Below are 24,208 nucleotides of genomic sequence, written 5' to 3' on the forward strand. Positions count from 1 at the left end.
CGAGACCGCATCAGGCAGCCTTTGCCTCGGCGATGCTGGACGGCACCAGGACGTTGAGCGCTCCGGGATGGATTTCGATCGTCGTCTCACGATCGAGCCTGACCAGTTCGCCATCCATCACGGCCCGGAACTTTCTGCCGCCGGAATGGATTTTCAGCACCGTACGGTCGGCTTGGTGAATTTCGACATGCTCGTTGTCGCGCCACTTGCCGCGCGCAATGTCGAACAAGAACTTGAGCAGTTCGGCGCGTTGCTGCGCCACCGTCACATAGATGCCGAGCACGCCGCCGGCAGGGTTGTCGGCATAAGGCAGATGGCCTTCGCCGAACAGATTGTTGGTGACGCCGATGCCTGATATGCGCGCCGTCACCTCGGCGTCGCCGATGCCGAGCGTGACGTTCATCGCCGGCGGGTTCTTGATCGTTGCCCAGGCCGCCTTGGCCGAAGCCCTGATCTTGCCCAGGCGCGAACCGAATTCCATCCCCTGGCGCAACTGCACCATCTTGGCGTGCATGCCGATCGAAAACTGGTGGACGAAGGGCTGGCCATTGGCCGTGGCCATGTCGACCGCGATGATTTCGCCGTCGGCGAAGGATTTTAGCGCGGCATCGAGCGACTGCGGAATGCCGAGGCCGCGCGCAAAAAGGTTCATCGTGCCGGCCGGCAGTATGGCGAGCGCCTTTTGCTTGCCCATCAGCCTCGCAGCCGCGGCCGAGATGGTGCCGTCACCGCCGCCGGCGAGCACGACATCGACGGCGCGGCGCGACACGGCGTTGTCGAGGGTTTCCACGACATCCTTGCCGGCAACGATATCGATGCTGAGAGAGTGGCCCGCCGATTCCAGCGTCTGACGCATCCGGTCGGAGAAAGCCGAGATATCGGTGGTGCGCAAGGTGCCGCCGTCTCGGTTCAGCACCGCTGCAAATTTCATGCCCCGCTCCGCCGATCAATCACAACCTGACCAGGACGCGCCCAGCCGGAGGCTGAACGCGGCGGGCTTGGAAAGGTTCCGGTTGCGCCGCAATCCAGGCCGGATTCGAAGCTGGGTAGCGCGCATTCGCTTCGTGGGAACAACAGCATGGTCACGACGTTGTGAACCTGTAGAGATGCCGCGTCCGATCTCCCCAGCGACGGTTCAACCGGGCGCGGCGTGCACGAAATCAGCACGAGGAGAGACTATCATGATCCGCACCCTTTTAGCCACGACCGCCCTTGCGACAATGGTCGCGACCGGTGCCTTCGCCCAAAGCACTGCAACCCCGGCCCCCGCGAAGCAGCCTGCGGCGCAGGAGCCGGCCGCGCCGGTGGTGCACGCTGAGGGCAGCATCGTCACCAATATCATCGGCGAAACCGTCTACAACGGCACTGGCGACAATGCCGAGAATATCGGCAAGGTCACTGATGTCGTCTTCGACAAGGACGGCATGGTGAAATCCGTCGTCATCGGTGTCGGCGGCTTCCTTGGCGTCGGAACCAAGAACGTCGCCTTTGACTATGACAAGCTGCAATGGGCCGAGAAGAACGGCGACCGCTGGCTGGTCGCGCAGACGACCAAGGACGAGCTGACGGCGCATCCGGAATTCGACAGCAAGGCTTATGCGCTGGCCCCGGCCGCATCGACGACTGCCCAGGCGCCGGCCACGTCGACAGACACCGCACAGAAGCCCGCGGAGGCGAATGCGGAACCGGTGAAACAGGCTGATGGCAATCTGGCCACAAACATCATCGGCGAAAATGTCTACAACGGCACAGGCGACGACGCCCAGAAGATCGGCGACGTGAACGACATCGTGCTGACCAAGGAGGGCAAGGCGCAGTCGCTGATTATTGGCGTGGGCGGCTTCCTCGGCATGGGCGAGAAGAACGTCGCCTATGATTTCGCCAAGGCGCAGTGGGCACAGAAGAATGGCGACCGCTGGCTGGTTGCGCAGACCACCAAGGAAGAACTGCAGGCGCAGCCGGACTTCAACCGCAAGGCTTATGATCCGGTGCCGGCCACGACGGCATCGAACGAGCCGGCGGCAACCGCCCCCGCCACCGCGACGGCTCCTGCTGCCGCTCCGGCGGACAAGACGGCGGCGGCGCCGGCTGACGCCACCGCTCCCGACCAGACAAAGACCGCGGCCATCGACAAGTCGAAGCTGACGGAGATGCCGATTGGCGAGATCAGGGCCGACGATCTGAAGGGCACGACAGTCTATGGCGCCAACGACGCCAAGGTCGGCGAGATCGGCGATGTCGTGCTGGCGCCCGACAAGAAAACCGATGCTGTGATCGTCGACGTCGGCGGCTTCCTCGGCATCGGTTCGAAGGAGGTCGCGGTTGGCATGGATAATTTGAAGTTCATGACCGACAAGGACGGCAAGAAGTACCTCTATACGACCTTCACCAAGGAGCAGCTCGAGAAGCAAGCGGCTTACGACAAGGGCTCCTACGCGCAGAAGCGCGACGAGCAGCGTCTGATCGTTCGATAGGCAAGGAAACGGGCGGTAGGGGAGATCCCTTACCGCCCTGCCTGCGACCTTGCGTATCCAGCCACCCCGTTTTCCGTCAGTTCCGAGAGTGCAAGCGACTGGTCGAGATGTTCGGCCCGCCAGGCAAGCAGCCTTTCGGCGAATTCCAGGCGGGTGGAGCGATGTGCCGGACTGCTGGCGAGGTTCTTCAATTCGCCAGGGTCGTTCTCCATGTCGAAGAGCAAAGGCGGCAAGCCCCCGCCAAAATGCACATATTTGAATTTCTGCGTGCGGATGACAGCGAGGTTGCACTGGCGCGAGGTAAGGCCGAAGTGCCGTTCGGCTTCACCGTCCGCGACCGAGCGAAAGTCGAACTCCCAGTGCGCGGCGTCGCGCCAAACGGCGGGCGTTCCACCGCTCAGGAAGGGTTTCAGCGAGCACCCGTCAAGATGCGGTTCGGGAGCCACGCCGAGCAGGTCGATGAGCGTAGGCAAAATGTCCACAGCTTCGGTGAAGCGATCGACAGTGCTGCCAGCGGCCTTGCGATGGCGGGGATCGCGGATGATCAGCGGGATGTGATAGCTGCCGTCGAAATAACCGCCTTTGCCCAGCATGAAATGGTCGCCCATCATTTCGGCGTGGTCGGAGGTGAGCACGATGATGGTGTTGTCCCAGGCGCCTTCGGTCTTCAGAGCTTGCCAGAGGCGGCCGAGCTGTGCGTCGACTTCGGAGACCATGCCGTAATAGATGGCTCGGATGCGGCGGAAATCATCCTCGCTCCAGTCGTGTACCTTGCCCGTGGCACCGGGGCGGAACCTTGCGCGGTTTTGCCGGCCAAGATCATAGGAGATGTAGGGGTGGCCCTGAGATTCCGCTCGCCAACTTTCCGCACGGTGAAAAGCCGGGCCGTCCGCCGGATCGTATCGGGTGTTGTACGGTTCCGGCACAATGAAGGGCGGATGCGGGCTGATAAAGGAAAGATGGGCAAACCATGGCGCGGCCTCCTCTTGCTCGCCCAGCCAGCGGATGAATTCGCCGGCAAGGAAGGCCGTTGGCGTCTGGTCCTTGGAGTAAACGGGTGGCGCTTCAGTCACCGCGCCGTCCGCCTCGCCCACGGGGCGATGGATATCAGGACTTCCAGCGCTGGCATCGATGCCCTGCTGCTTCAGCCATGACAGCCACTGCTTCTGATGTTCGGGCAGCAATTGGCGCACCGTGAAGCCGGGCAGCACGCCTTCATAGCTGTGCAACCGTGGATCGGCCGGTGCCAGCTGGCGCGGGTCGAGCGACACGTCGGTATAGCCGAACAAGGTCGGATCGTAACCGACGCTGCGCGCGGCAAGCGCGATGTTGCCGTGGCGGGCATCGAGCGGCGTGCCGTTGCGGCAGACACGGTTGTTCATCTGGTAGAGGCCTGTGTAGAGGCAGGCGCGCGCGGGCGAGCACGGAGCCGCGCCGCCGTAGTGGCGCTTGAACAGCACACCTTCGGCGGCCAGCGCATCGGCATTCGGCGTCTTCACCTGGAGATGGCCGGCAGTCGACAGGCAGTCACCGCGCCACTGGTCGCAGGTAATGAGGAGGACATTTGGCCGCCTGCCTTTTCCAGTCACTTGCGCTACCCCTTCCCAGCACGTTCGAATGCGCACATGGAACCGATTCCATCAGCCGCGCAAGGCCATGGTCTTTGGCCGAATGGTGAACGAGTTTCTTGTCACTGTTCACTTTTACAGCACAGTCCATTCTGTGTTTGCCGCCTTTGCCACAACAGATCGTGTCCTCATATTGGCGTGGACAGCGGCGAGGGCCGCACAAACACCAAGGGAAGGAGCAAAGACATGCTCGACCAGATCAAGGGCCTGCATCACGTCACCTCGATGGCCAGGGATGCACGGCAGAACAATGATTTCTTCACCCACAAGCTCGGCCTGCGCCGGGTCAAGAAGACGGTCAATTTCGACGCGCCGGATGTCTACCATCTCTACTATGCCGACGAGGTCGGAACGCCGGGTTCGGTGATGACCTGTTTTCCGTTTCCCAACATCGGCAAGGGCCGCCATGGCGTCGGCGAAGTCGGCACGACGGTCTACTCCGTGCCGGAAGGTACGCTCGCCTATTGGGAAAAACGCTTCACCGACGAAGGCGTAACCAATGTCGCCCGCGAGGAAAGTTTTGGCCAGAAACGGCTCAGATTTGACGGCCCGGACAGCGACGGCTTTGCCCTCGTCGAGGACAAGGCCGACACCAGAGCGCCCTGGGTGAAGGGCGGCATTGCCGCTGACGAGGCGATCCGCGGCTTTCATTCGGTTTCACTGAGGCTGAAGGATGGCGGCGCCACCGAGGAGCTTTTGAAGTTCATGGGCTACGAGGAGGTCGACAAGTCAGGCAATGTCAGGCGGCTCGCCGTCAAGAACGGCAACGGCGCCGATGTCGTCGACATCGAATCGCTGCCGACGGCCCCCTTCGCCGATCTCGGCGCCGGCTCCGTCCATCATGTCGCCTTCGCCGTCGAGAACCGCGCCAAGCAGCTCGAAGTGCGCAAAGCGCTGATGGATACAGGCTATGGCGTGACGCCGGTGATCGACCGCGACTATTTCTGGGCGATCTATTTCCGCACGCCCGGCGGCGTGCTGTTCGAAGTCGCCACCAACGAGCCGGGCTTCGACCGTGATGAGGACACCGCCCATCTCGGCGAGGCGCTGAAGCTGCCCACCCAGCATCAGCACCTGCGGCCCTATCTCGAACAGCATCTGCAGAAGCTGGAGGGCTGAGCGATGAGCAAGGACGCTTTCATCCACAAGATGCTGCCCGGTTCGCCGGGTGGTCCGCTGCTCTTCGTCTTCCATGGCACGGGCGGCGACGAGAGCCAGCTTGTCTCGCTGGGGCGCGATCTCGCGCCCCAGGCCACCATCATCTCGCCGCGCGGCGATGTTTCAGAACAAGGTGCCGCGCGTTTCTTCCGCCGCACCAGCGAAGGCGTCTACGACATGGACGACCTTGCGCGGGCGACGGGCAAGATGGTGGGCTTCGTCAAGGCCCATGTCGAGGCGACGACGCCATCGGCCGTGCTCGGCCTCGGCTATTCCAACGGCGCCAACATCCTGGCCTCGCTGGTATTCGAAGCCCCTGATCTTTTCGAAGCCGCGGTGCTGATGCATCCGCTGATCCCGTTCGAGCCGGAGGTGAAAGGCAGCCTTGCCGGCCGTCACATCCTGGTGACCGCCGGCAGGCGCGATCCGATCTGCCCGCCGAACCTGACGGCGCGGCTCGAAGCCTATTTGCGTGCCGATGGCGCCGATGTCACAGTGGAGTGGCACGAAGGCGGGCACGAGGTGCGGCCAAACGAAATCGAGGCGGCGCGGCGGCTTTTTGCCGGTGCCCAAGGAGTGTAAAGACATGCCCGATCAGCTGCCAGAGATCGAACTTGAAGATCGCGGTTCCAAGGGTCGCTACGTCCTGCGCGGCGCCGGCGGCGCCGAAGCCGAAATGACCTTCACCAAGATCGGCGAGCACCAGCTCATCATCGATCACACCGAAGTGCCGGACGCCTTTCGCGGCCAGGGCGCCGGGCTTCGGCTCGTCATCCGCGCCGTCGAGGATGCGCGGGCGGCGGGCAAGAAGATCATCCCGCTCTGCCCGTTCGCCAACGCCCAGTTCCGCCGCCATCCGGAATGGGCCGACGTGCTGAAGCAATAGGTCGGACAGGCTTTGTCATTTGCGCGGGTAGCACATCTTGCCTAAGTGGGTATGATATATCGCTCCCGCGCCGATGAACGAACCGAATGACCCCCCTATGACCGAATCCGACCTCGTCCCCGTCTTCGACGGCCATAACGACACGCTGCTGAGGCTCTATCAGTCCAAGGACAGCGACGTCGAAAAGCTGTTCGTCGAAGGGAAATCGGGCGGCCATATCGACCTGCCGCGCGCCAAGGCCGGCGGATTCGCCGGTGGCATGTTCGCCATCTTCCCGCCGCCGGTCGAGAAAGCGCGGCGCAGCGCCGTGCCTTCGGCGCCGAGCGACAGCGAGCCGTTGCCGCCCGAGGTTCCGCGCGCCGATGCGCTCAACTCGACGATCGCGATGGCGTCGATCCTGTTCCGGCTGGAGCGTGCCGGCGCATTGGCGGTATGCCGCAGTGCCGGCGATGTGCGCAATGCCATGGCGCAAGGCACGGTTGCCGCGGTGTTCCACATCGAGGGCGTCGAGGCGATCGATCCTGAACTCACCATGCTCGACGTGCTGCATGCCGCGGGCCTGCGTTCGCTCGGCATCGTCTGGAGCCGGCCGAACGCGTTCGGCCACGGCGTGCCGTTCCGCTTTCCGTCCTCGCCCGACACCGGACCCGGCCTGACCGATGCCGGCAAGGCGCTGGTCAAGGCCTGCAACGAACTGAAGATCATGATCGACCTCTCGCATCTCAACGAGAAGGGCTTTCGCGATGTCGCTGAAATCAGCGATGCGCCGCTGGTCGCCACCCATTCCAACGTGCACGCGATCTGCGGCCATTCGCGCAATCTGACCGACTGGCAGCTCGGCGCGATCCGCGAGTCCGGTGGCATGGTCGGCCTCAACTTCGCCACCGGCTTCCTGCGCGAGGACGGCCGCATGAATGCCGACACCAGCCTCGACATCATGGTGCGCCATATCGATTCCCTGCTGCAGGCTCTGGGCGAGGACGGCGTCGGTCTCGGCTCGGATTTCGACGGCGCCATGATCCCGGCCGTCGTCGGCGACGTCGCCGGTCTGCCTAAACTCGTCGATGCGCTGGCGGCGCGCGGTTTCGGCCGCGCGCTGATCGAAAAGATCGCCTACCGCAACTGGCTAAGCATGCTCGAGCGCACGATCGGCTGAGCCGGCGCTACTTGTCGTAGCCCATGCGCTTCAGCCAATCCTTGCCGACGCCACGGTCGCGAATGATCGGCAACGGGTTTTCCGAATCGAGCCTGGCGCAGATGCGGTAGACCTCCAGGGTCTCCGCACTCATCTCGTCGCGCTTGTAGAAGAACATGGCGGCGGCGTAGCGCGTTCGGCCCGACCATTTCTCACCGAGCGGCGTGTTGACCAGTTCCCACTGTTCGGCGGCTTCGCCTTCTTCCTCGGCCATGCTCAGAAATCCGCCGGCGGGTTGGCGGTGCGGCGGTCGAGCTTGATGAAGGGGCGCGCCACCACCTTGGCCCGTTTCATCAGCTTCTGGTACTGCAGCTCGCGCATGGCGTAGATCTCGACCCAGAGGTCTTCCACGACAGTATCACCATAGGGCCGCGCCAGCGAGGCGATGGCGATGTTGCGCTTCGCCATCGGCGACCACATGGCGGCGCTAACCAAGCCGACTTCCTGGCTCTTCTTGTAGTAGACGATGGCGTGTTCGGCCGGGATGTTGCCCTCGATCTCCAGCCCGACCAGGACATGGCGCAGTCTGCGTCTTGTCCTCGCTTCGAGGATGGCGCGGCGGCCGTTGAAATGGGCCTTTTCCAGATCGATCATGAAGCCGAGCCCGATCTCGTCGGGCATGCGCAGGCGGTCGGCGCGGATGGCGTGTTCGGCGGTGGTGAAATCGGCATTGGCGACAATCAGCCCTGCTTCGAGCCGCGCGCGGTTGAGCGCGGTATAGCCGATGGCCCTGATGCCGCGCAGTTCGCCTGCCGTCATCAGCCGGTCCCAGAGACTCAGCGCCTTGTCGGCCGGCACGAACACTTCGTAGCCGAGATCGCCGGTGAAGCCGGTGCGTGAAATGATGACCGTGCCGCCGTCATGCGGGAACTCGGCGAGGTCGAATATTTTCAGCTTCTCGACACCGGTGAAGCCCGCATCGCGCAACACGGCGAAAGATGTGGGGCCTTGCAAGGCGAGCCCGGCGACGGCCTCGGTTTCTTCCTCGACGGTGACGTCGAAACCAAGGGCGCTGTCCAGCAGCCAGGGCAGATGCCGCTCCTGCGAACACAGCCGGAAGCGGGTTGGCGAAAGTCGGAACAGCGTGCCGTCGTCGAGGACAAAACCTTCATCGTCACACCACGCGGTGTAATGAACGCGGCCGGGCCTGAGTTTGGTGACATCGCGCAAGGTGACGCGGTCGAGGAAGGCTTCGGCATCCGGGCCTTCGATGCGGTATTTGGTCATCGGCGAGATGTCGAAGACTGCCGCCTGGCTGCGGATGGCGAAATATTCGAGCTCCTCGTCCCAGAGCGAATGCGGCGCGCGGTAGCCGGCCCAATTGTACCAGTCCTGGGTCTTGGCCAGCGCATCGAGGCGCGGCTGGAACGGCGTGCCGAGACGCAGCGTGCGGAAGTGGGTTTGCGCGAGAGTGCGGGCAGAAACGGCCGCATTGGCTGTCGTTGCAACGGGCTTCTTCCTGGTTGCCTGAGCCATAACCTACCCTTTCATCGCGATGATGCGCCGCGCGGCATTCAACCCGGGCGCACCGGAAACACCACCACCGGGATGCGAACCAGCACCGGCCAGGAACAGCTCGTCGAGCGGCGTGTCGTAGCCCGACCAGCCGGAGACGGGACGCGAGATCAGCATCTGATCGGCCTGCAGTTCACCATGATGCCAGTGACCACCGGGCATACGGTAGCGCTTCTCGATGTCGGCAGGCGTCAGAAGCTCGGCATGGCGCACCGTCTTGCCGATGCCAGGCGCGTAGGCTTCCAACCGAGCCAGGATTGCCTCGAGGAATTTCGGCTTGCCGGCGTTCCAACCCTCTTTCAACTGATAGGGCGCGTATTGCACCACGGCTGACAGCACGCAGGCGCCGTCTGGCGCCAGCGACGGGTCCGCAAGGCTGGGCAAGGTTATCTCCATCGCCGTCTCGGGCGAGAACTCGCCGTACTTCGACGGATTGAAGGCACGCTCGACATGGTCGGGGGAGGGGGCGATGACGAGCCGCCCCTTGTGGTCGGCGGCATCGGCGCCAGTGAATTGGGGTGGCCGGTCGAGCGCCAGATGGAGCTTGGCGGCATCACCCTTCATGCGGATATTTTTCACCTTGCGCATGAAGCCGGTATCGATCCCGCGTGGTCCGACAAGATCGAGGAAGGTGGTCGCCGGGTTGATGGCGGAGACGATCGTCCTGGCGCGAAGCTCCTCGCCATTGTCTAGGACGACGCCGACGGCGCGGTCTTTCTCGACAATGATCCTTGCGACGGGCACCGATGTGCGGATCGTGACGCCGGCCTTTTCGGCGGCAGTGCGGACGGCCACGACCACCGCGCCCATGCCACCCCGTGGCAGCAGTTGCGCTCCGGCCGCACCGCCGATCTCTCCGGCCAGACGATAATAGAGCCCGAGCAGCGAGGTCGGCGAGCGCGGGCCAAGATGACTGCCGAGGGTGGCATCGAAGGCGAGCAGCCCCTTCAGCCTGTCGTCGGCGAGCTGCTCGTCAAGCAGGTCGGCAACGTTCATCAGAAGCACGCGCAGGAAGTCGCGCATGTCTTCCTTGCCGAGTTTCTTCAACGCTAGCGCGGTCTGGCCGAGCGAAGCTGTCTCCAGCAGCGACATGCCGCCGAGATCAGGCGGCCGGCGTGACAGGAACGGCTTCAATATGCCGGCATAGCGCAACAGCTGCGCGCGCAAATCCTTCCAGGCGGACTGTTCCGACGAACTGGCGCCGGTCAGCACCTCGCCATAGGCGCCATGCAGGACAAGTGGCGGTCCATCTTTCGACAATGCGACTGACGGGATGAAGTCGGCGCGGGCGATTTGCAGCCCGTGCTTTTCCAGCTCCAGCGTCTTCATCACATCGGGGTGCAGCCGGTTCAGCACATGTGCGATCGACGAGACGCGAAAACCGGGCGCGAATTCCTCGGTGCGCGCCGCGCCGCCAGGTTCGGCTGCGGCTTCCAGCACCAGCACCTTGCGGCCGGCCTTCGCCAGCGTGGCGGCAGCGACAAGCCCGTTGTGGCCGCCGCCGATAACGATGCCATCAAATAACGTCATGGGCCGGGCTCATATGCGAGGTGGATTTTGCGAGATCGCGCAGGATTTCGGCCGCAGCATTGCGGCCGGGCGCGCCCATGACGCCGCCACCGGGATGGGTCGAGGAGCCGCACATATAGAGCCCACCGAGCGGCGACCGATACTGCGCATAGCCCGGCACCGGGCGGTTGAACAGAAGCTGGTCGAAGGTGAGTTCGCCCTGAAAAATGTTGCCTTCGGTGAGACCGACCTCAGCCTCGATTTCGCGCGGCGTGCGCACTTCCATGTGGACGATGCGGTCGCGAAACCCCGGCGAGTATTCAGCGATCTGCGCGATCACGCTTTCAGCAAAACCGTCGCGGTCGGCATCGGTCCACTCGCGGCCGTTCACCTTGGGCGGCGCGTACTGCACGAAGCAGCTCATGAAGTGTTTTCCCGGCGGGGCCATGGTCGGGTCGAGCGTCGTCGGGATCACCATGTCGAGGAAGGGATCGGCGGACCAACGGCCGGCCTTCCAGTCGTCATAGGCGCGCTCCATGCGCTCAATCGAATCGGTGAAATGCATGTCGCCGCGATAGACTGGCGAGTCCTTCGGCAGCGCCGGGAATTCCGGCAGCGAATCGAGCGCGATGTTGACCTTGCCTGAGGAGCCGCGGATCTTGAAGTTCTTGACCCGGCGCAGGAAGATGTCGGGCAGTTCCTTCTCCTCGACCAGCTTCAGGAAGGTGCGCTTCACGTCGGCATTGGAGACGACCAGCTTGCCGTAAATCTCCTCGCCGCCGGCAAGAACGACGCCCTTGGCCCTGCCTCTGTTCACCAGCACATGGTCGACCTCGGCGCTGGTGCGGATCGTGCCGCCGGAGGCCTTGAAGGAGGCTGCCAGCGCCTTGGTGACTGCGCCCATGCCGCCGCGCGCATAGCCCCAGGCGCCGACCGATCCGTCGACCTCGCCCATATAGTGGTGCAGCAGCACGTAAGCGGTGCCGGGCGACATCGGTCCGAGTGCCGTGCCGATGATGCCGGATAGCGCGAAGTTCGCCTTGATGACGTCGGTCTCGAAATATTCGTCGAGGAATTCCGAGATAGACATCGTCCAGAAGCGCAGCGTCAGCGCCATTTCCTCGGCGGAGAGACCGGCGAATTTCTTGCCGAGATAAAGCAGTTCGCCGAGGTCGCGCGGCCGCAAACTGGTCGGGTCCGGCGCGGTGCGCATCAGCAACGGCTGGATGAAGCGGCACTGGCGCGTCACGTCGCGAGAGTAGCGGTCATAGGCCTCGGCATCCCTTTTGGAGAAGCGGGCGAATTCGCGCCGGTGCGCGTCGTGGTCGCGGTAATTGGCGAGGTAGTCGCCGTCGCGCGTGAACACCGCACCGCCCTCATAGGAAATGACCTGCAGGCCAAAGCGCGGCAGGTTGAGGTCGCGCATGATTTCGGGGCGGAACAGCGAGCAGACATAGGAGCAGTTGGAGTAGAGGAAGCCCGGCGTCAGCTCCCGGCTGGTGGCAGCACCGCCTACCCAGTCGTTCTTCTCGACCACAAGCACGTCGAGGCCGGCGCGCTGGAGGTAGCAGGCGTTGACCAGACCGTTATGTCCGCCGCCGATGATGATCGCATCCCAAGCTTTCATTGTGGCCCAGTCCTCCCTGTTTTGCGTCATTCCCAAGGGGAAGCGCTATGCGCTTCTCCCGGGGAAAACCGCTCGCATTTTTCCTCGAATTAATTAGGCGACCCGCTCTTCATTTTTGCGTGATCTGTTCCCGAATGCGCGGAATTTGGCATGACATCAGCCATTCTGTCCAGCCATTCTGAATGAATGTTCAACAAATGGTATTGCGTTTTCCCGCATCTGCGCTACGCTTCGCCGGCGTTCGAACCGAGCATTCCGTCGATTGGGGGACCGAGGGCTGATGATCGAAACGGCAGACGCCGAACCGGAATATGACGACACCGCCATCCGCTTCCTCGAGGCGCTGTGGGGCGATGGCTACCTGTCGCCAGGCGGGCCGGACGAGGTCGACCGGCTGGTCGAGGGGCTTTCGCTCAAGGGCAGGACGATCCTCGATATCGGCTGTGGCTGCGGTGGCATCACGTTGCATCTGGTCGAGAGTCACGGCGCGGCGCACGCCACCGGCTTCGATGTCGAACGGCCGGTGATCGCGGCGGCCAGGCAGCGCGCCGCCGCGCGTGGCCTTGGTGAGCGCGCCAGCTTCGTTCAGGCGCCTCCGGGATTGCTGCCTTTCGCCGACAGCTCCTTCGATGTCGTCTTTTCCAAGGATGCGCTGTTGCATGTGCCCGACAAGGACGGGCTCTTCGCCGAGATTTTCCGCGTGCTCAAGCCGGGCGGGGTCTTTGCCGCCTCCAACTGGATGATCTCGCATGACGGCGAACCATCACCCGACATGAAGGCGTATGTCGCGGCCGAGGGGCTGTCCTTCGCCATGGCCTCGCCGGCGCGCTATGCCAAGGCGATGCGTGGCGCCGGTTTTGCCGATGTCACCGTCAGGGACCGCAATCCCTGGTACCGCGAGGTGGCGCGAGGGGAGCTCGAAAGGCTGAAGGGATCGCTCTATCCGGCCGTTGTCGCCGTGGTGGGCGCGGCCTATGTCGACAAGAACATACGAACCTGGGAAGCCATGCAGAAGGTGCTTGACAGTGGAGAGCACCGTCCCACTCATCTTCGCGGGTCGAAGCCGGATGCAAAGTGATAGCCGGCGATGCTGGAGACCATCACACGCATGAAAACGGAAGACGCCAGGGACGCGCTCCTTGAACCGGCGCGGAAAGCCGAATCCGAGAAGCGCGGGCGCAAGGCCTCGAAGGAGGTCAGGCAGCTTCAGCTCATCGAGGCGACGATCGATTCGCTCGCCAAGCGCGGCTATTCGGAGACGACAATGGCCGACGTCGCCGATGGCGCCGGCTTGTCGCGCGGCATCGTCAATTTCCATTTCGAGAGCAAGGAAAAGCTGCTCGTCGCGACGCTGCAGTATATGTATGACGAGTATTCGGCGCATTGGCGCAATGCGCTGCAGAAAGCAGGCGACGATCCTGCCGACCAACTGCAGGCCCTGGTCGCTGCCGACTTCGACCGCTCGATCTGCAACAAGCGCAAGCTCGCCGCATGGTGCGCCTTTTGGGGCGAGGCCAAGTCACGGCCGACCTACCAGGCGCTGAGCAGCGCCCGCGACGTCGTCTATCAGGACATCTTCATCGAGCTCTGTGCGACGCTCAAGCAGAGCGGCGGCTACGCCTATGAGCCGCAGGTCATGGCATTGGCGCTTAGCGCCATGCTGGAAGGGCTTTGGCTGCGGCTGATGATGGGGACCGAGAACACGACCCGCGAGACCTCCTTGCAGGCGGCGAACGAATTCCTGTCGGCGGCTTTCCCGAAACACTACCCGCGGAACGCCGCCGCCCCGACCAAATCATCAGAAAAGACGAAATCATAAGAAAACCACAGAGGATGGAACAGCAATGAAGACACTGACAAGACGCCTGACACTGACGCTCGCACTGGCCGGAACCCTGGCGGCCTCCGCCACCGCCTTGGCGATCGCCGCCGACAAGGATCTGATCGTGTTCGACTGGTCCGGCTACGAGGATCCGGGCTTCCACCCGAAATATGTCGAGAAGAACGGCGATTCGCCGACCTTCGCCTTCTTCGGCGATGAGGACGAGGCGTTCGAGAAGGTCCGTTCCGGCTTCAAGGCCGACCTTGGCCATCCCTGCTCGCAGAGCGTGGTGAAATGGCGCGAGGCTGGCCTGCTGCAGCCGCTCGACACCTCGAAGATCACAGGCTGGAAGGACCTCAATCCCGGTATCATGGCGATGAAGAATCTCGCCACCACCGATGACGGAAAAGCCTGGTTCATGCCCTGGGACTGGGGCAACACGCAGCTCACCTACAATTCCTCCAAGATCGACGACAAGGACGTGCAGTCGCTGAAGGCGTTCGCCGATCCGAAGTTCAAGGGCCGGGTGTCGATCGGCGACAATGTCGACGACGCCTATGCGCTGGCGAGCCTCGCCATCGGCCTGAAGGACTGGACCAAGATGACGGACGACCAGTTCAAGCAGGCATCCGATTTCCTGCGCCAGGTGCACAAGAACGTGCGCTCCTACTGGACCGACACCACCGACATCGTGCAGTTGTTGAGCGGGGGCGAGGTCGACCTCGCCTGGGCCTGGAACGATGCGACCGTGCAGTCGGTCGCAGCCGGCATGCCGATCAAGTCGAAGAAGGACACGGCGGAGGGCATCTCGACCTGGGTCTGCGGCTATGTGCTGTTCAAGGATGCTCCCGGCAACATCGACAAGGCCTATGATTACCTCAACGCAGTCAACGATCCGGAGATCGCCAAGGTGCTGGTCAAGGATTGGGGCTACGGCCAGGCCAACGCCAAGGGCATGGCCGGCGTCGATCAGACCGTCCTGAAGGAAAAGGGTTATGACGACGTGCAGAAATTCGTCGACAAGACGCTGTTCCAGCAGCCGCTGCCGTCCGATCTCAAGCTCAAGATGATCGCCGAGTTCGAGAAGATCAAAGCGGGCTATTGAGGCCTGCTTTCGAGTGGCCGTTCCTGCCCGCTCGGATATGGAACTAGGGTGATCGCTCGGGTTGCCATCATCCATTCGAGCGCTGGCGCCGCCCCTCACCTGCCTGCCGGCATCCTCTCCCCGTATAATGACGGGGAGAGGGGTGCTGTCGTCGCCGGTTTCGCCAATCGCCGACGTTGCAGGAAGAGTGCCGGCACTGCGGGCAGCCTTCTTCTCCCCGTCGCTATACGGGGAGAAGTGCCCGGCAGGGCGACGAGGGGCAGCGCTGACTTCAATGATTGCCGGTCCCGGCCGCAAGTTGGTCCGAAGTGGTTGCTCCATCGAATTCGCGGCCTCGCCAAAGCTTGGGAATTCTCCTAACCTCGCTCCCGATATCTTTCGCGATGGGGGAGTTTTCGCACCATGAATTCCGCGCTTCGTCGCCTTGTCGCCGCCGCCTGCATGGTTGGCGCCGGCGCGGTTTACGCGCTCGCCGAAGGCGGCGGCGACCTCGTCGTATTCGACTGGTCGGGCTATGAGGATCCGCTGCTGCATCCGGCGTACACGACCAAATACGGTGCCGAGCCGACCTTTGCTTTCTTCGGCGACGAGGACGAGGCCTTCGAGAAGATGCGGGCAGGCTTCAAGGCCGATGTCGCGCATCCCTGCTCGCAAAGCGTGGTGAAGTGGCGCGAGGCCGGCCTGCTGCAGCCGCTCGACACGTCCCGGATCGCTGGCTGGAAGGATCTCAATCCAGGTATCATGGCGATGAAGGATCTCGCCGTCACCGCCGACGGCAAGGCTTGGTTCATGCCATTCGACTGGGGCAACACCTCGCTGCTCTACCGCACCGACAAGGTGACGGCCCAACAGGCACAGTCGCTCAAGATTTTCGCCGATCCGCGGTTCAAGGGCCGCGTCACCATCGGCGACAATGTCGATGACGCCTATGCGCTGGCGAGCCTAGTCATCGGTCTCAAGGACTGGACCAAGATGACCGACGACCAGTTCAAGCAGGCGTCCGCTTTCCTGCGTGACGTGCACAAGAACATCCGTTTCTACTGGACCGACGACACCGACCTCAACCAGGCCTTTATCGGCAACGAGGTCGACCTCGTCTGGGGCTGGAACGAGACCTTCGTGACGCTGAAGGGACAGGGGCTGCCGATCGCCATGAACCGCGAGACCAACGAAGGGATTTCGACCTGGGTGTGCGGCTACGTGCTGATGAAGGATGCGCCAGGCAAGCTCGACGAGGCCTATGATTTCCTCAGCGCCGTCAATGCGCCCGGCGTGTCGGACTATATGGTCAAGACCTTCGGCTACGGCCACGGCAATGGCGCCGGGATGGCTGCGATCGACCACAAGGTGCTGGCCGACCGCGGCTTCGACAATCTCGACAAGTTCCTCGACAAGACCTTGTTCCAGCAACCCGTCGCGCCGGAGCTAAAGCAGCGCATGGTCGCCGAGTTCGAGAAGATCAAGGCCGGCTATTGAGCGACAAGACCGAAAGGACCGGCGTCGTCATCGTCGGGGCCGGCTTCACCGGTCTCTCGGCCGCGATCGAATTGAAGCGCGCCGGCGTCGATTTCGTGCTGGTGGAAGCCCGCGGTCGTGTCGGCGGCCGCGTCGAGGCCATGCGAAACGGACTTGGCGAGCGCATCGACAGCGGCGGCCAGTTCCTGTGCGAGGACATGCCTCAGCTGATGGAACTGGCGCGGGCCCGCGGCAAGACCTTCGTCGAGACCTACGTCGAGGGCGATTTTATCACCCATCCGGCGATGTCGGCCGCGAGAGCCGAGCGGACCTATCATGCCTCGATGGCGATCCGCGAACGCATGAACAGGATCGAACCCAACGATCCCGCGATCTCACGCCTGACCGTTGCCGACTGGCTCGAAGGCCAGAACGACGCGACTGACGCCAAGGCTGCCTTCCGGTCGATGATCGAAGGCCTGTGGTGCCTGGCGCTGGAGAAGGTGCCGCTCTGGTACCTGATCGACAATGACCGGCGCATCACCAATGAGGTGCCGGAGCTGCAATATTCCCTGCGCGAGACCATGCAGTCGGTGGCCGACGATCTGGCTAGGGATTTCGGCGGCCGGGTGAGGCTGGGTGAACCGGTCACCCACATCGAATATGGTCCGCCAGGGGTTCGGGTTGTCTCGAGCAATGGCGTGATCGAAGCGCGCGCCGTTCTGGTGGCCGTGCCGCCGGCGACAGCCGCGAAGCTCGATTTCACGCCCGTCCTGCCAGCAGCCTTGGACAGGGCGCTCGGCGCCTGGGAAAGCGGCGCCGTGATCAAGATCCTGGTGCGCTATCCCAGGCCATTCTGGCGCGAGCGGGATTTGAGCGGGATGGTGATGTGGCGGGATCTGCCGGGGCTGTTTGCCTGCGACGCCAGCAAGGATCCCGATCATGCGGCGCTTGTCGTCTTCGCCGGCGGGCCTCTGGCGCTGCGCTGGCACAAACTCGGCGAGGCGGACCTGCGGGCGCAGGTGACGATGAGGCTTGTGGAGGCGCTCGGTCCGGAGGCTGCGGATAGTCTCGATTTCAGCCGCCGCGACTGGACGCACGATGGCTGGAGCGGCGGTGCCTATAGCGACCTGATCATCGACGTGACGGCGAGGGATGCCGAACGCACCATTCTTGCCGGTGCGCCGCCGCTGCATTTCGCTTCGTCGGAATTGTCGCCGTCATTCCCGGGCTATGTCGAAGGCGCGATCGTGGCCGGGCGCATTGCGGCGCGCAGGATCATCGCCGATGTTCAGTCGGCCATCGCGACCAGAGCTTCGGGATCATAGGCGAGGCGGATCGGGGTGCCGACCGGGATATCGTCGGCGCCGAAATCGTTGGTCTCGGTCACCGACAACGGCTTTTCCAGGCCCGGGATTTCGACGATCAGATGGGTGATCTCGCCGAAATAGTGGCGCTCGACCACCTTGCCGGCGACCTCGAATTTGGCTGTCGCGTTGTCCCATAGCACGCGCAGCCGCTCCGGTCGGATGCCGAGCGTCGCGGCGCCGCCATTGCGCACGAAAGCCTTGGGCTTGTCGGTCTTGATGCGGCCGAATCCGAGCGTGTCGACGATCAGCGAGGCGCCGTTCTCCTCGACGATCTCGGCCTTGACGAAATTCATGCCGCCCAGGAAGTCGGCGACCTGGCGGTTGACCGGACGCTGGTAGATTTCCTTTGGCGAGGCGACCTGCGCGATCTTGCCGCCGAACATCACGGCGATGCGGTCGGACATGGCGAGCGCCTCATACTGGTCGTGGGTGACGAGCACGAAAGTGATGCCGACCGCCTGCTGCAGCCGGCGCAACTCGACTTGCATCTGCTCGCGCAGCTTCTTGTCAAGCGCCGACAGCGGCTCGTCGAGCAGCAGAACTTTTGGCCGCATTACCAGGGCGCGGGCAAGCGCGACGCGCTGGCGCTGGCCGCCGGAAAGCTCGGTGGCAAGCCGCTTGCCGAGGCCGGTGAGCGAGACCTGCCCCAGCGCTTCCTCAACCCGGCGCTTCTCTTCGCCGCCCTGCAGCTTCAACCGCTTCAGCCCGTAGGCGACGTTCTGCTCGACATTGAGGTGCGGGAAGATCGCGTAGCTCTGGAACACCATGTTGGTCGGCCGGCGGTTGGCCGGGATGCCTTCCATCGACTGGCCACCGACCGCGATCGAACCGCTGGTCGGATTGTCGAAGCCGGCGATCATGCGCAAAAGCGTGGTCTTGCCGCAACCGGAGGGTCCAAGCAACGAGAAGAACTCGCCTTCCCTGATGGTCAGGGAGGCGTCGTCCAGCGCCTTGAACGCTCCGTAGCTGCGGGTGACGTTGCGGATCTCGATCATCGGCCTTTCGGATTGGATCCTGTCCGCGTGAGGGCGCTCGATCCGCTGCTGCTCAGGCATAGAGGCCTCCCTCGTTCTGGGTACGCCTGGCCGCGCGGCGACGCAGGATTTCGGCGATCGTCATCAGCAGGAAGGAGGCGACCAAAAGCAGCGTGCCCAGCGCCAGCACGCCGGGCAGCTTCGACGCGAAACGCAACTGGCCCCAGATGTAGATCGGCAGTGTCGCCTCGGTGCCTGTCAGGAAGAAGGCGATGATGAACTCGTCCAGCGAGATGGTGAAGCAGACCAGCAGGCTGGAAATGATCGCCGGCGCCACCATGGGCAACGTCACGCGCCGGAAGGTGCCGAAGGCGCTTTCGCCGAGATCGGCGGAGGCTTCCTCGAGGCTGCGGTCGAAACCTTCGAAGCCGGAGGTCAGCACCGTCATCGAATAGGGAATGCAGACCAGGACGTGGCCGAGCACTACGGTGAACAGCGAAAGGCTGAGGCCCAACTGCAGCATCACAAGCAGCATGGAGATGGCAACGATGACTTCTGGCAGCACAAGCGGCGCCATGATCAGCCCGTTGATGGCGCGGCGGCCGGGATAGCGGTAGCGGGTGATCGAGCGGGCGGCGAGGATGCCGAGTACGGTGGAGAGGATGGCCGCCGAGACGCCGACGATCAGGCTGTTCCAGGTGGCGTCGAGCAGCGCCGGCGTGCGCGGCAGGTCTTCGTACCATTGCAGGGTGAAGCCGGTCAGCGGGAATTTCGGCGTCGCCGCCGTGTTGATCGAGAAGATCGGAAGGAAGATGACGGGCAGATAGAGGAAGACGATGTAGAGGAACGCATAGGCCGACAGCCAGCCGCCCGGCAGGAAGCGCCGCGCTCTCATCGCGCCATCCTCTGCAAGGTGCGGATGATCAGCACCGTGGCGCCCGCCATCAGGGAGACGATCAGCATGGTGGTGACGGAAAGTGCGGCGCCGAGCGGCCAGTTGGCGGCCTTGCCGAACTGCGCCTGGATAGCGTTGGCGATCATGACGCCGTCCTTGCCGCCGACGAGCTTTGGCGTGACATAGTCGCCGACCGTCGGGATCATGACGATCAGCGCCGCGGAAATGATGCCTGGCGCCGACAGCGGCAAGGTCACGCGCAGGAACGAGCGCAAGGGGCCATCGCCAAGATCGGTGGCCGCTTCGACCAGCGTGCGGTCGACCTTCTCCAGCGAAACGAAGATCGGCAGAATGGCGAAGGCCGCCCAGGCATGGGTGAGGGTGATGATGACGGCGCTCGAATTGTAGAGCAGGGCTGTCGATGGTTCGTCGATGATGCCGAGGCCCATCAGGCCGGAATTCAAGACGCCGTTATAGCCCAGGATGACCTTCCACGACATCACGCGCAAGAGATAGCTGGTCCAGAACGGTATGGTGATGAGGAACAGCCAGAGGCTCTTGTGACGGCCGCCATGGAAGGAAATGAAGTAGGCGATCGGGTAGGCGAGGACGACGGTGAACAGGCTGACCGTCAGCGAGATGTAGAGCGAGCGCCACAACAGATCGCGGTAGATCGGCTCGGTCAGAGCGACGCGGTAGTTCTCCAGCGTGAAGGTGCGGTCGATGGTCAGGTAGTGCTGCGTCCAGAAGGAATGGGCGATGACCACCATGATCGGCAGGACCAACAGGATCAGCGCGTAGAGGAAGGTCGGGCTTATCAGGGCAAAGCCCTGTACGGGCTCGGATCGCAGAAGGGCATTTCGTCTGGCCCGCGTCATGCGCAACGGGGGCGACCCTTCCGCAGCCACAGTCATTGCAGGGCACCGGGGGGCAGGGCTCCGGGTGCGATCTCGGTTGCTGGCCTGGACTGTCCCGCCATACGGCATCCCATTGGGCTGGCGCCGGCTATTGTTCCCCTTGCCGGCTTTCTTTCATCATGCGCGCATCCGCGGATTGAAATCAAGCGCTAATTCTGCAATGTTGATTGAACGGACATTCAAAATCGGGTGAGCAGGGCGACGATTTCGGCCATGGCGGACCGGATTGATGCCCGGGAAATTCGAGGGATGATGTGGAGGCGATGATGGCGGCTCTGAGAGATCTGAAGGCACGCGAAACGGCTGGCCCTGGCAACGACGATGCGGCCGAACTGGCCAGGCGTCATCTCATCCAGCCCTGGCCTTATGCCGGTTCCGTCGGTTCGGAGGCGCGCGCGCTGATCGGTGAGGGCGATGGCATCTACATCACCGACAGCACCGGCAAGCGGCTGATCGATGGGCCTGCCGGCATGTGGTGCGTCAATGTCGGCCATCGTCGAGAGGAACTCGCCAGGGTGATGTACGATCAGGCGATGGCGCTGTCCTACAACACGCCTTGGTACACGATGAACGCGCCATCGGCGGAGCTTGCCAAACGCATCGCCGGCCATGCCCCAGGCGAACTCAGCCATGTCTTCTACACCACGGGCGGTTCCTCGGCCGTCGAGACGGCGCTGCGCTTCATGCAGTTCTACAACAATGTGCGTGGCCGGCCGGAAAAGAAGCTCATCCTGAGCCGAGGCGGCGCCTATCATGGCTCGACCTATCTGTCGGCCTCGCTCAATGGCCGTCCGCGCGATCGCGACTGGATGGACGGCGCCGACGAATTGGTGGTCAAGCTGTCCTCGCCCGATCCGTTCAGGCGCCCGCAAGGGATGAGCCTTGCCGCCTTCACCGATTTCCTCGTCGACCAGTTCCGCGACACGGTGGCGCGCGTCGGCGCCGACAGAATAGGCGCCTTCGTCGGCGAACCGGTGCAGGCTTCCGGCGGCGTCGTCGTGCCGCCCGACGGCTATCTCAAGCGTATCCGCGAGATCTGCCGTGGCAACGACATCCTCTACGTCTCCGACGAGGTGGTGACGGGCTTCGGCCGGCTTGGCCATGTCTTTGCCTCGGGCGATGTGTTCGGCATCGATCCGGACATGATCACCTTCGCCAAGGGCGTCACCTCAGGCTATTTCCCGCTCGGCGGCGTCATCATCTCGGAGCGGCTGCTGGAAAACCTGCGCCGGTCCAACCATCCCGATGCGCTGTTCGGCCATGGCCTGACATACACCAGCCATCCCGTCGGCTGCGCGGTGGCCTTGAAGAATCTCGACCTGCTGGAGGAAAGCGTGCTTGCCCACACGCAGGCGGTCGCGCCCTATTTCCAGGCGCAATTAAAGACGCTGGAAGAGCTGCCGCTGGTCGGCGAGGTGCGCGGCGTGGGGTTGATGGGCTGCGTGGAATGCGTCGCCGACCGCGAAAGCAAGGATCCACTGCAACTCGACAAGGATGTCGGCAAGCGCATCGACGCCCACTGCCACGAACTTGGCCTGCTGGTGCGGCCACTGATCAACATGTGCGTGATGTCGCCGCCGCTGATCATCACGCGCGAGCAGATCGACGACATGGTGGCGATCCTGCGCGAAGGCATTTCACGCACGATGGATGATCTCAGGAAAGAGGGCGTGTGGCGGGGATGACAGCCGATCCCCCTCGCGGGGGATGCCGCCGGTACGTCTTGGCGATCAGTTCGAAATTATAGCAATTTTCCGCAAGCCATGGACGCCGCAACGCGGCAGATTGTCCCGGCAACGGCGGACAAGCCCTGAAGAGCGGTATCCGGATCACCAGGGAATCGTTCCGAGTTCTGCGTGCGTGAACGTCCCTGTCGGGCCGTCCGGGCCAAGCATCGCGACACGCACCGCCTCGCGGGCGCCCTGCTCGACGGTCTCGGTGCCGGCATAGCCGTTGAGGTTGGTTTTGGTGAAGCCCGGCGAGACGGCGTTGACCTTGATTCCGGTCGGCTCCAGCTCGATCGCCATGGCCAACGTCATGGCGTTGAGCGCCGTCTTGGACGCGGGGTAGACCGGGCCGAAGATCGAGCGGTAGGGGAAGGCCGGGTCCGCATTGCGTGTCAGCGAACCGACGCCGCTCGACACGTTGACAATGCGGGCTGCCCGCGCTTCGCGCAGCAGCGGCAGCATGGCCTGGGTGACGGCAAGCACGCCGAACACATTGGTCTCCCAGACCGCGCGCACTTCGTCGAGGGACACGTTGCTCGGGCGGGTCAGCTTGGCATAGTCCTCGATGGATTGGCCGGGCCGCTTGCTGGTGTTCGAGATGGCGGCGTTGTTGACGAGCACGTCGAGGCGGCCAAGCTCATTGCGGATACGCTCCGCCGCGGCGGCGATCGAAGCCTGATCCGTCACGTCGAGTTGGAATGCGCGCGCGTCCTGCCCGATATCACGGGCCGCCGCCTCGCCGCGCTCGAAATTGCGCGATCCGACCAGCACGGTGAAGCCGTGCGCCACGAGATCCCTGGCGATCTGAAGGCCTATTCCTTGATTGGCCCCGGTGACCAAGGCGACGGGTCTATCCAGCATGATGATCTCTCCTTCGACGGTTGTTCAGGATTTATGCAGCGGCGCGTTCGGCGGTCGGCCGGCGGCGCAGATCGGCTTGCAGGATCGCCGGCGGGTTGTAGTTGGCCTCGTTCAAGCCGACGTCAGTCCCGGGCGGGACGATCCGGTCGATCCGGTCCAGAACCTCGTCGCCGAGGTGAACCTCGGCGCCGACGAGCAGGTCGTCGAGATGCTGCATCGTACGTGGCCCGAGAATGGCCGACGTCACGGCCGGATGAGCCATGACGAAAGCCATCGCCATGTGGGTGAGCGACAGCCCCGCCTCTTCAGCCAGCGGGATGAGTTGCTCGACCGCATCCAGACTGCGCTCATCGGACATCTGCGTCGGCATGTATTTCACCCGCAGGCTGTCGGGCAGCGGTTGCCCCTTGCGGTAGCGCCCGGTGAGCAGGCCTTTCGACAATGGGCTCCAGACCATCGCTCCCATTGCGTAGCGCTCGCAGACGGCGAGTACTTCGCGCTCGATGCCGCGATCGAGGATCGAGTAAGGCGGCTGCTCCACGCGGAAACGGGCGAGCCCGCGCCGCTCGGCGACCCACTGGGCCTCGACGATCTCGGAGGGCGGGAAAGTCGAGGATCCGATCGCGCGCACCTTGCCGGCGCGCATCAGATCGGTGAGTGCCGAGAGCGTTTCCTCGATGTCGGTGTCCGGTGCCGGGCGATGTATGAGGTAGAGATCGATGTGGTCGGTCTGCAGACGGCGCAACGACGCTTCCACCGCCTGAATAATCCAGCGGCGCGAATTGCCCTGGCTGTTCGCATCCTTGCCCATCTGCCCGTTCACTTTGGTGGACAGCACGACCTTGTCGCGCCGACCTTTCAGCGCCTTGCCGACGATCTCCTCCGACTCGCCGTTGCTGTACCTGTCGGCGGTGTCGACGAAGTTGATGCCAAAATCCAAAGCCTTGTGAATGATACGGATGCATTCGTCGTGATCGGGGTTTGCGATGCTGCCGAACATCATCGCGCCCAGGCAGTAAGGGCTGACCTTGATGCCGGTCCGTCCGAGCGGGCGATACTGCATGTTTCTCTCCTCGTGCTTGGCTGTGGC

Annotated in this window: 22 protein-coding genes; 11 read left to right on the forward strand and 11 right to left on the reverse strand. The window is 63.5% G+C overall.

Features of this window, described 5'->3' with window-relative positions:
- Nucleotides 1-10 precede the first annotated feature (10 nt).
- Nucleotides 11-931, reverse strand: a complete 921-nt coding sequence (locus EN845_RS17640; RefSeq protein ID WP_127872056.1) for a diacylglycerol kinase family protein — start codon at nucleotides 929-931, stop codon at nucleotides 11-13.
- 250 nt (nucleotides 932-1,181) lie between these two features.
- Here EN845_RS17640 and EN845_RS17645 point away from each other — a divergent pair, with 250 nt between their 5' ends.
- Nucleotides 1,182-2,474 (forward strand): PRC-barrel domain-containing protein, encoded by a 1,293-nt coding sequence (locus EN845_RS17645; protein ID WP_127872055.1) that lies wholly within the window; start codon nucleotides 1,182-1,184, stop codon nucleotides 2,472-2,474.
- 29 nt (nucleotides 2,475-2,503) lie between these two features.
- Here the strand turns inward: EN845_RS17645 and EN845_RS17650 are convergent, their stop codons facing one another.
- Nucleotides 2,504-4,063: an alkaline phosphatase family protein gene (locus tag EN845_RS17650; RefSeq protein ID WP_127872054.1), complete on the reverse strand. Its 1,560-nt coding sequence runs from the start codon at nucleotides 4,061-4,063 to the stop codon at nucleotides 2,504-2,506.
- Nucleotides 4,064-4,288: 225 nt separating this feature from the next.
- Between EN845_RS17650 and EN845_RS17655 the strand changes: the two genes are divergently transcribed.
- From EN845_RS17655 to EN845_RS17670, 4 genes are all read left to right on the forward strand, one after another.
- Nucleotides 4,289-5,221 carry a VOC family protein gene (locus tag EN845_RS17655; RefSeq protein WP_127872053.1) on the forward strand — a complete coding sequence of 311 codons (933 nt, stop codon included), beginning with the start codon at nucleotides 4,289-4,291 and terminating at the stop codon, nucleotides 5,219-5,221.
- Nucleotides 5,222-5,224: 3 nt separating this feature from the next.
- The gene (locus tag EN845_RS17660) at nucleotides 5,225-5,842 is read left to right on the forward strand and encodes an alpha/beta hydrolase (protein WP_127872052.1); all 618 of its coding nucleotides are present in this window, start codon (nucleotides 5,225-5,227) and stop codon (nucleotides 5,840-5,842) included.
- Between the two features lie 4 nt (nucleotides 5,843-5,846).
- Nucleotides 5,847-6,146 (forward strand): GNAT family N-acetyltransferase, encoded by a 300-nt coding sequence (locus tag EN845_RS17665; RefSeq protein ID WP_127872051.1) that lies wholly within the window; start codon nucleotides 5,847-5,849, stop codon nucleotides 6,144-6,146.
- A 97-nt stretch (nucleotides 6,147-6,243) separates the two neighbouring features.
- Complete coding sequence (locus tag EN845_RS17670) at nucleotides 6,244-7,302, forward strand: dipeptidase (protein WP_127872050.1); 1,059 nt, start codon at nucleotides 6,244-6,246, stop codon at nucleotides 7,300-7,302.
- 7 nt (nucleotides 7,303-7,309) lie between these two features.
- Here EN845_RS17670 and EN845_RS17675 read toward each other — a convergent pair whose 3' ends face one another.
- The 4 genes from EN845_RS17675 to EN845_RS17690 are packed head-to-tail and all read right to left on the reverse strand — an operon-like array spanning nucleotide 7,310 to nucleotide 11,992.
- The gene (locus EN845_RS17675) at nucleotides 7,310-7,555 is read right to left on the reverse strand and encodes a hypothetical protein (protein ID WP_127872049.1); all 246 of its coding nucleotides are present in this window, start codon (nucleotides 7,553-7,555) and stop codon (nucleotides 7,310-7,312) included.
- A 2-nt stretch (nucleotides 7,556-7,557) separates the two neighbouring features.
- Entirely contained in the window at nucleotides 7,558-8,817 is a 1,260-nt protein-coding gene (locus tag EN845_RS17680) for an aminomethyltransferase family protein (protein ID WP_127872048.1), read from the reverse strand.
- Nucleotides 8,818-8,820: 3 nt separating this feature from the next.
- A complete protein-coding gene (locus EN845_RS17685; protein ID WP_127872047.1) occupies nucleotides 8,821-10,386 on the reverse strand; it encodes an NAD(P)/FAD-dependent oxidoreductase in 1,566 nt (521 codons plus the stop codon).
- A complete protein-coding gene (locus EN845_RS17690) occupies nucleotides 10,373-11,992 on the reverse strand; it encodes an NAD(P)/FAD-dependent oxidoreductase (protein ID WP_127872046.1) in 1,620 nt (539 codons plus the stop codon). The genes EN845_RS17685 and EN845_RS17690 overlap by 14 nt, the downstream gene beginning before the upstream one ends.
- A gap of 280 nt (nucleotides 11,993-12,272) precedes the next feature.
- On the opposite strand from EN845_RS17690, the gene EN845_RS17695 reads away from it, so the two are divergent.
- From EN845_RS17695 to EN845_RS17720, 5 genes are all read left to right on the forward strand, one after another.
- Complete coding sequence (locus tag EN845_RS17695) at nucleotides 12,273-13,070, forward strand: methyltransferase domain-containing protein (protein WP_127872045.1); 798 nt, start codon at nucleotides 12,273-12,275, stop codon at nucleotides 13,068-13,070.
- Between the two features lie 30 nt (nucleotides 13,071-13,100).
- On the forward strand, nucleotides 13,101-13,811 hold the full coding sequence (betI, locus tag EN845_RS17700) for a transcriptional regulator BetI (RefSeq protein WP_245511760.1): 711 nt from the start codon (nucleotides 13,101-13,103) through the stop codon (nucleotides 13,809-13,811).
- A 25-nt stretch (nucleotides 13,812-13,836) separates the two neighbouring features.
- Complete coding sequence (locus EN845_RS17705; RefSeq protein ID WP_127872043.1) at nucleotides 13,837-14,919, forward strand: ABC transporter substrate-binding protein; 1,083 nt, start codon at nucleotides 13,837-13,839, stop codon at nucleotides 14,917-14,919.
- Nucleotides 14,920-15,321: 402 nt separating this feature from the next.
- On the forward strand, nucleotides 15,322-16,395 hold the full coding sequence (locus tag EN845_RS17715; RefSeq protein WP_127872042.1) for an extracellular solute-binding protein: 1,074 nt from the start codon (nucleotides 15,322-15,324) through the stop codon (nucleotides 16,393-16,395).
- Entirely contained in the window at nucleotides 16,392-17,702 is a 1,311-nt protein-coding gene (locus EN845_RS17720; protein ID WP_127872041.1) for a flavin monoamine oxidase family protein, read from the forward strand. The genes EN845_RS17715 and EN845_RS17720 overlap by 4 nt, the downstream gene beginning before the upstream one ends.
- Here the strand turns inward: EN845_RS17720 and EN845_RS17725 are convergent.
- Genes EN845_RS17725 through EN845_RS17735 form a run of 3 tightly spaced genes read right to left on the reverse strand, consistent with a single transcriptional unit; the run spans nucleotide 17,666 to nucleotide 20,527 of the window.
- A complete protein-coding gene (locus tag EN845_RS17725; protein WP_127872040.1) occupies nucleotides 17,666-18,739 on the reverse strand; it encodes an ABC transporter ATP-binding protein in 1,074 nt (357 codons plus the stop codon). The two genes, EN845_RS17720 and EN845_RS17725, sit on opposite strands and share 37 nt — an antisense overlap.
- Nucleotides 18,740-18,791: 52 nt before the next feature.
- A complete protein-coding gene (locus EN845_RS17730) occupies nucleotides 18,792-19,613 on the reverse strand; it encodes an ABC transporter permease (protein WP_127872039.1) in 822 nt (273 codons plus the stop codon).
- Nucleotides 19,610-20,527 carry an ABC transporter permease gene (locus tag EN845_RS17735; protein WP_127872038.1) on the reverse strand — a complete coding sequence of 306 codons (918 nt, stop codon included), beginning with the start codon at nucleotides 20,525-20,527 and terminating at the stop codon, nucleotides 19,610-19,612. Before EN845_RS17735 ends, EN845_RS17730 begins: the two co-directional genes overlap by 4 nt.
- A gap of 269 nt (nucleotides 20,528-20,796) precedes the next feature.
- On the opposite strand from EN845_RS17735, the gene EN845_RS17740 reads away from it, so the two are divergent.
- Nucleotides 20,797-22,215 (forward strand): aminotransferase, encoded by a 1,419-nt coding sequence (locus EN845_RS17740; RefSeq protein ID WP_127872037.1) that lies wholly within the window; start codon nucleotides 20,797-20,799, stop codon nucleotides 22,213-22,215.
- A 144-nt stretch (nucleotides 22,216-22,359) separates the two neighbouring features.
- Here the strand turns inward: EN845_RS17740 and EN845_RS17745 are convergent, their stop codons facing one another.
- Nucleotides 22,360-23,118 (reverse strand): SDR family oxidoreductase, encoded by a 759-nt coding sequence (locus tag EN845_RS17745; protein ID WP_127872036.1) that lies wholly within the window; start codon nucleotides 23,116-23,118, stop codon nucleotides 22,360-22,362.
- A 31-nt stretch (nucleotides 23,119-23,149) separates the two neighbouring features.
- Entirely contained in the window at nucleotides 23,150-24,181 is a 1,032-nt protein-coding gene (locus EN845_RS17750; protein WP_127872035.1) for an aldo/keto reductase, read from the reverse strand.
- Nucleotides 24,182-24,208 lie beyond the last annotated feature (27 nt).

The organism is Mesorhizobium sp. M8A.F.Ca.ET.202.01.1.1 (assembly GCF_004791595.1).
GTDB lineage: Bacteria > Pseudomonadota > Alphaproteobacteria > Rhizobiales > Rhizobiaceae > Mesorhizobium.

Bases quoted from the DNA above. Each gene is read 5' to 3' on its own strand.
- EN845_RS17640 (WP_127872056.1), bottom strand. From the start codon at position 931: ATGAAATTTGCAGCGGTGCTGAACCGAGACGGCGGCACCTTGCGCACC.
- EN845_RS17645 (WP_127872055.1), top strand. From the start codon at position 1,182: ATGATCCGCACCCTTTTAGCCACGACCGCCCTTGCGACAATGGTCGCG.
- EN845_RS17655 (WP_127872053.1), top strand. From the start codon at position 4,289: ATGCTCGACCAGATCAAGGGCCTGCATCACGTCACCTCGATGGCCAGG.
- EN845_RS17660 (WP_127872052.1), top strand. From the start codon at position 5,225: ATGAGCAAGGACGCTTTCATCCACAAGATGCTGCCCGGTTCGCCGGGT.
- EN845_RS17665 (WP_127872051.1), top strand. From the start codon at position 5,847: ATGCCCGATCAGCTGCCAGAGATCGAACTTGAAGATCGCGGTTCCAAG.
- EN845_RS17670 (WP_127872050.1), top strand. From the start codon at position 6,244: ATGACCGAATCCGACCTCGTCCCCGTCTTCGACGGCCATAACGACACG.
- EN845_RS17675 (WP_127872049.1), bottom strand. From the start codon at position 7,555: ATGGCCGAGGAAGAAGGCGAAGCCGCCGAACAGTGGGAACTGGTCAAC.
- EN845_RS17680 (WP_127872048.1), bottom strand. From the start codon at position 8,817: ATGGCTCAGGCAACCAGGAAGAAGCCCGTTGCAACGACAGCCAATGCG.
- EN845_RS17685 (WP_127872047.1), bottom strand. From the start codon at position 10,386: ATGACGTTATTTGATGGCATCGTTATCGGCGGCGGCCACAACGGGCTT.
- EN845_RS17690 (WP_127872046.1), bottom strand. From the start codon at position 11,992: ATGAAAGCTTGGGATGCGATCATCATCGGCGGCGGACATAACGGTCTG.
- EN845_RS17695 (WP_127872045.1), top strand. From the start codon at position 12,273: ATGATCGAAACGGCAGACGCCGAACCGGAATATGACGACACCGCCATC.
- betI (WP_245511760.1), top strand. From the start codon at position 13,101: ATGAAAACGGAAGACGCCAGGGACGCGCTCCTTGAACCGGCGCGGAAA.
- EN845_RS17705 (WP_127872043.1), top strand. From the start codon at position 13,837: ATGAAGACACTGACAAGACGCCTGACACTGACGCTCGCACTGGCCGGA.
- EN845_RS17715 (WP_127872042.1), top strand. From the start codon at position 15,322: ATGAATTCCGCGCTTCGTCGCCTTGTCGCCGCCGCCTGCATGGTTGGC.
- EN845_RS17725 (WP_127872040.1), bottom strand. From the start codon at position 18,739: ATGATCGAGATCCGCAACGTCACCCGCAGCTACGGAGCGTTCAAGGCG.
- EN845_RS17730 (WP_127872039.1), bottom strand. From the start codon at position 19,613: ATGAGAGCGCGGCGCTTCCTGCCGGGCGGCTGGCTGTCGGCCTATGCG.
- EN845_RS17735 (WP_127872038.1), bottom strand. From the start codon at position 20,527: ATGACTGTGGCTGCGGAAGGGTCGCCCCCGTTGCGCATGACGCGGGCC.
- EN845_RS17740 (WP_127872037.1), top strand. From the start codon at position 20,797: ATGGCGGCTCTGAGAGATCTGAAGGCACGCGAAACGGCTGGCCCTGGC.
- EN845_RS17745 (WP_127872036.1), bottom strand. From the start codon at position 23,118: ATGCTGGATAGACCCGTCGCCTTGGTCACCGGGGCCAATCAAGGAATA.
- EN845_RS17750 (WP_127872035.1), bottom strand. From the start codon at position 24,181: ATGCAGTATCGCCCGCTCGGACGGACCGGCATCAAGGTCAGCCCTTAC.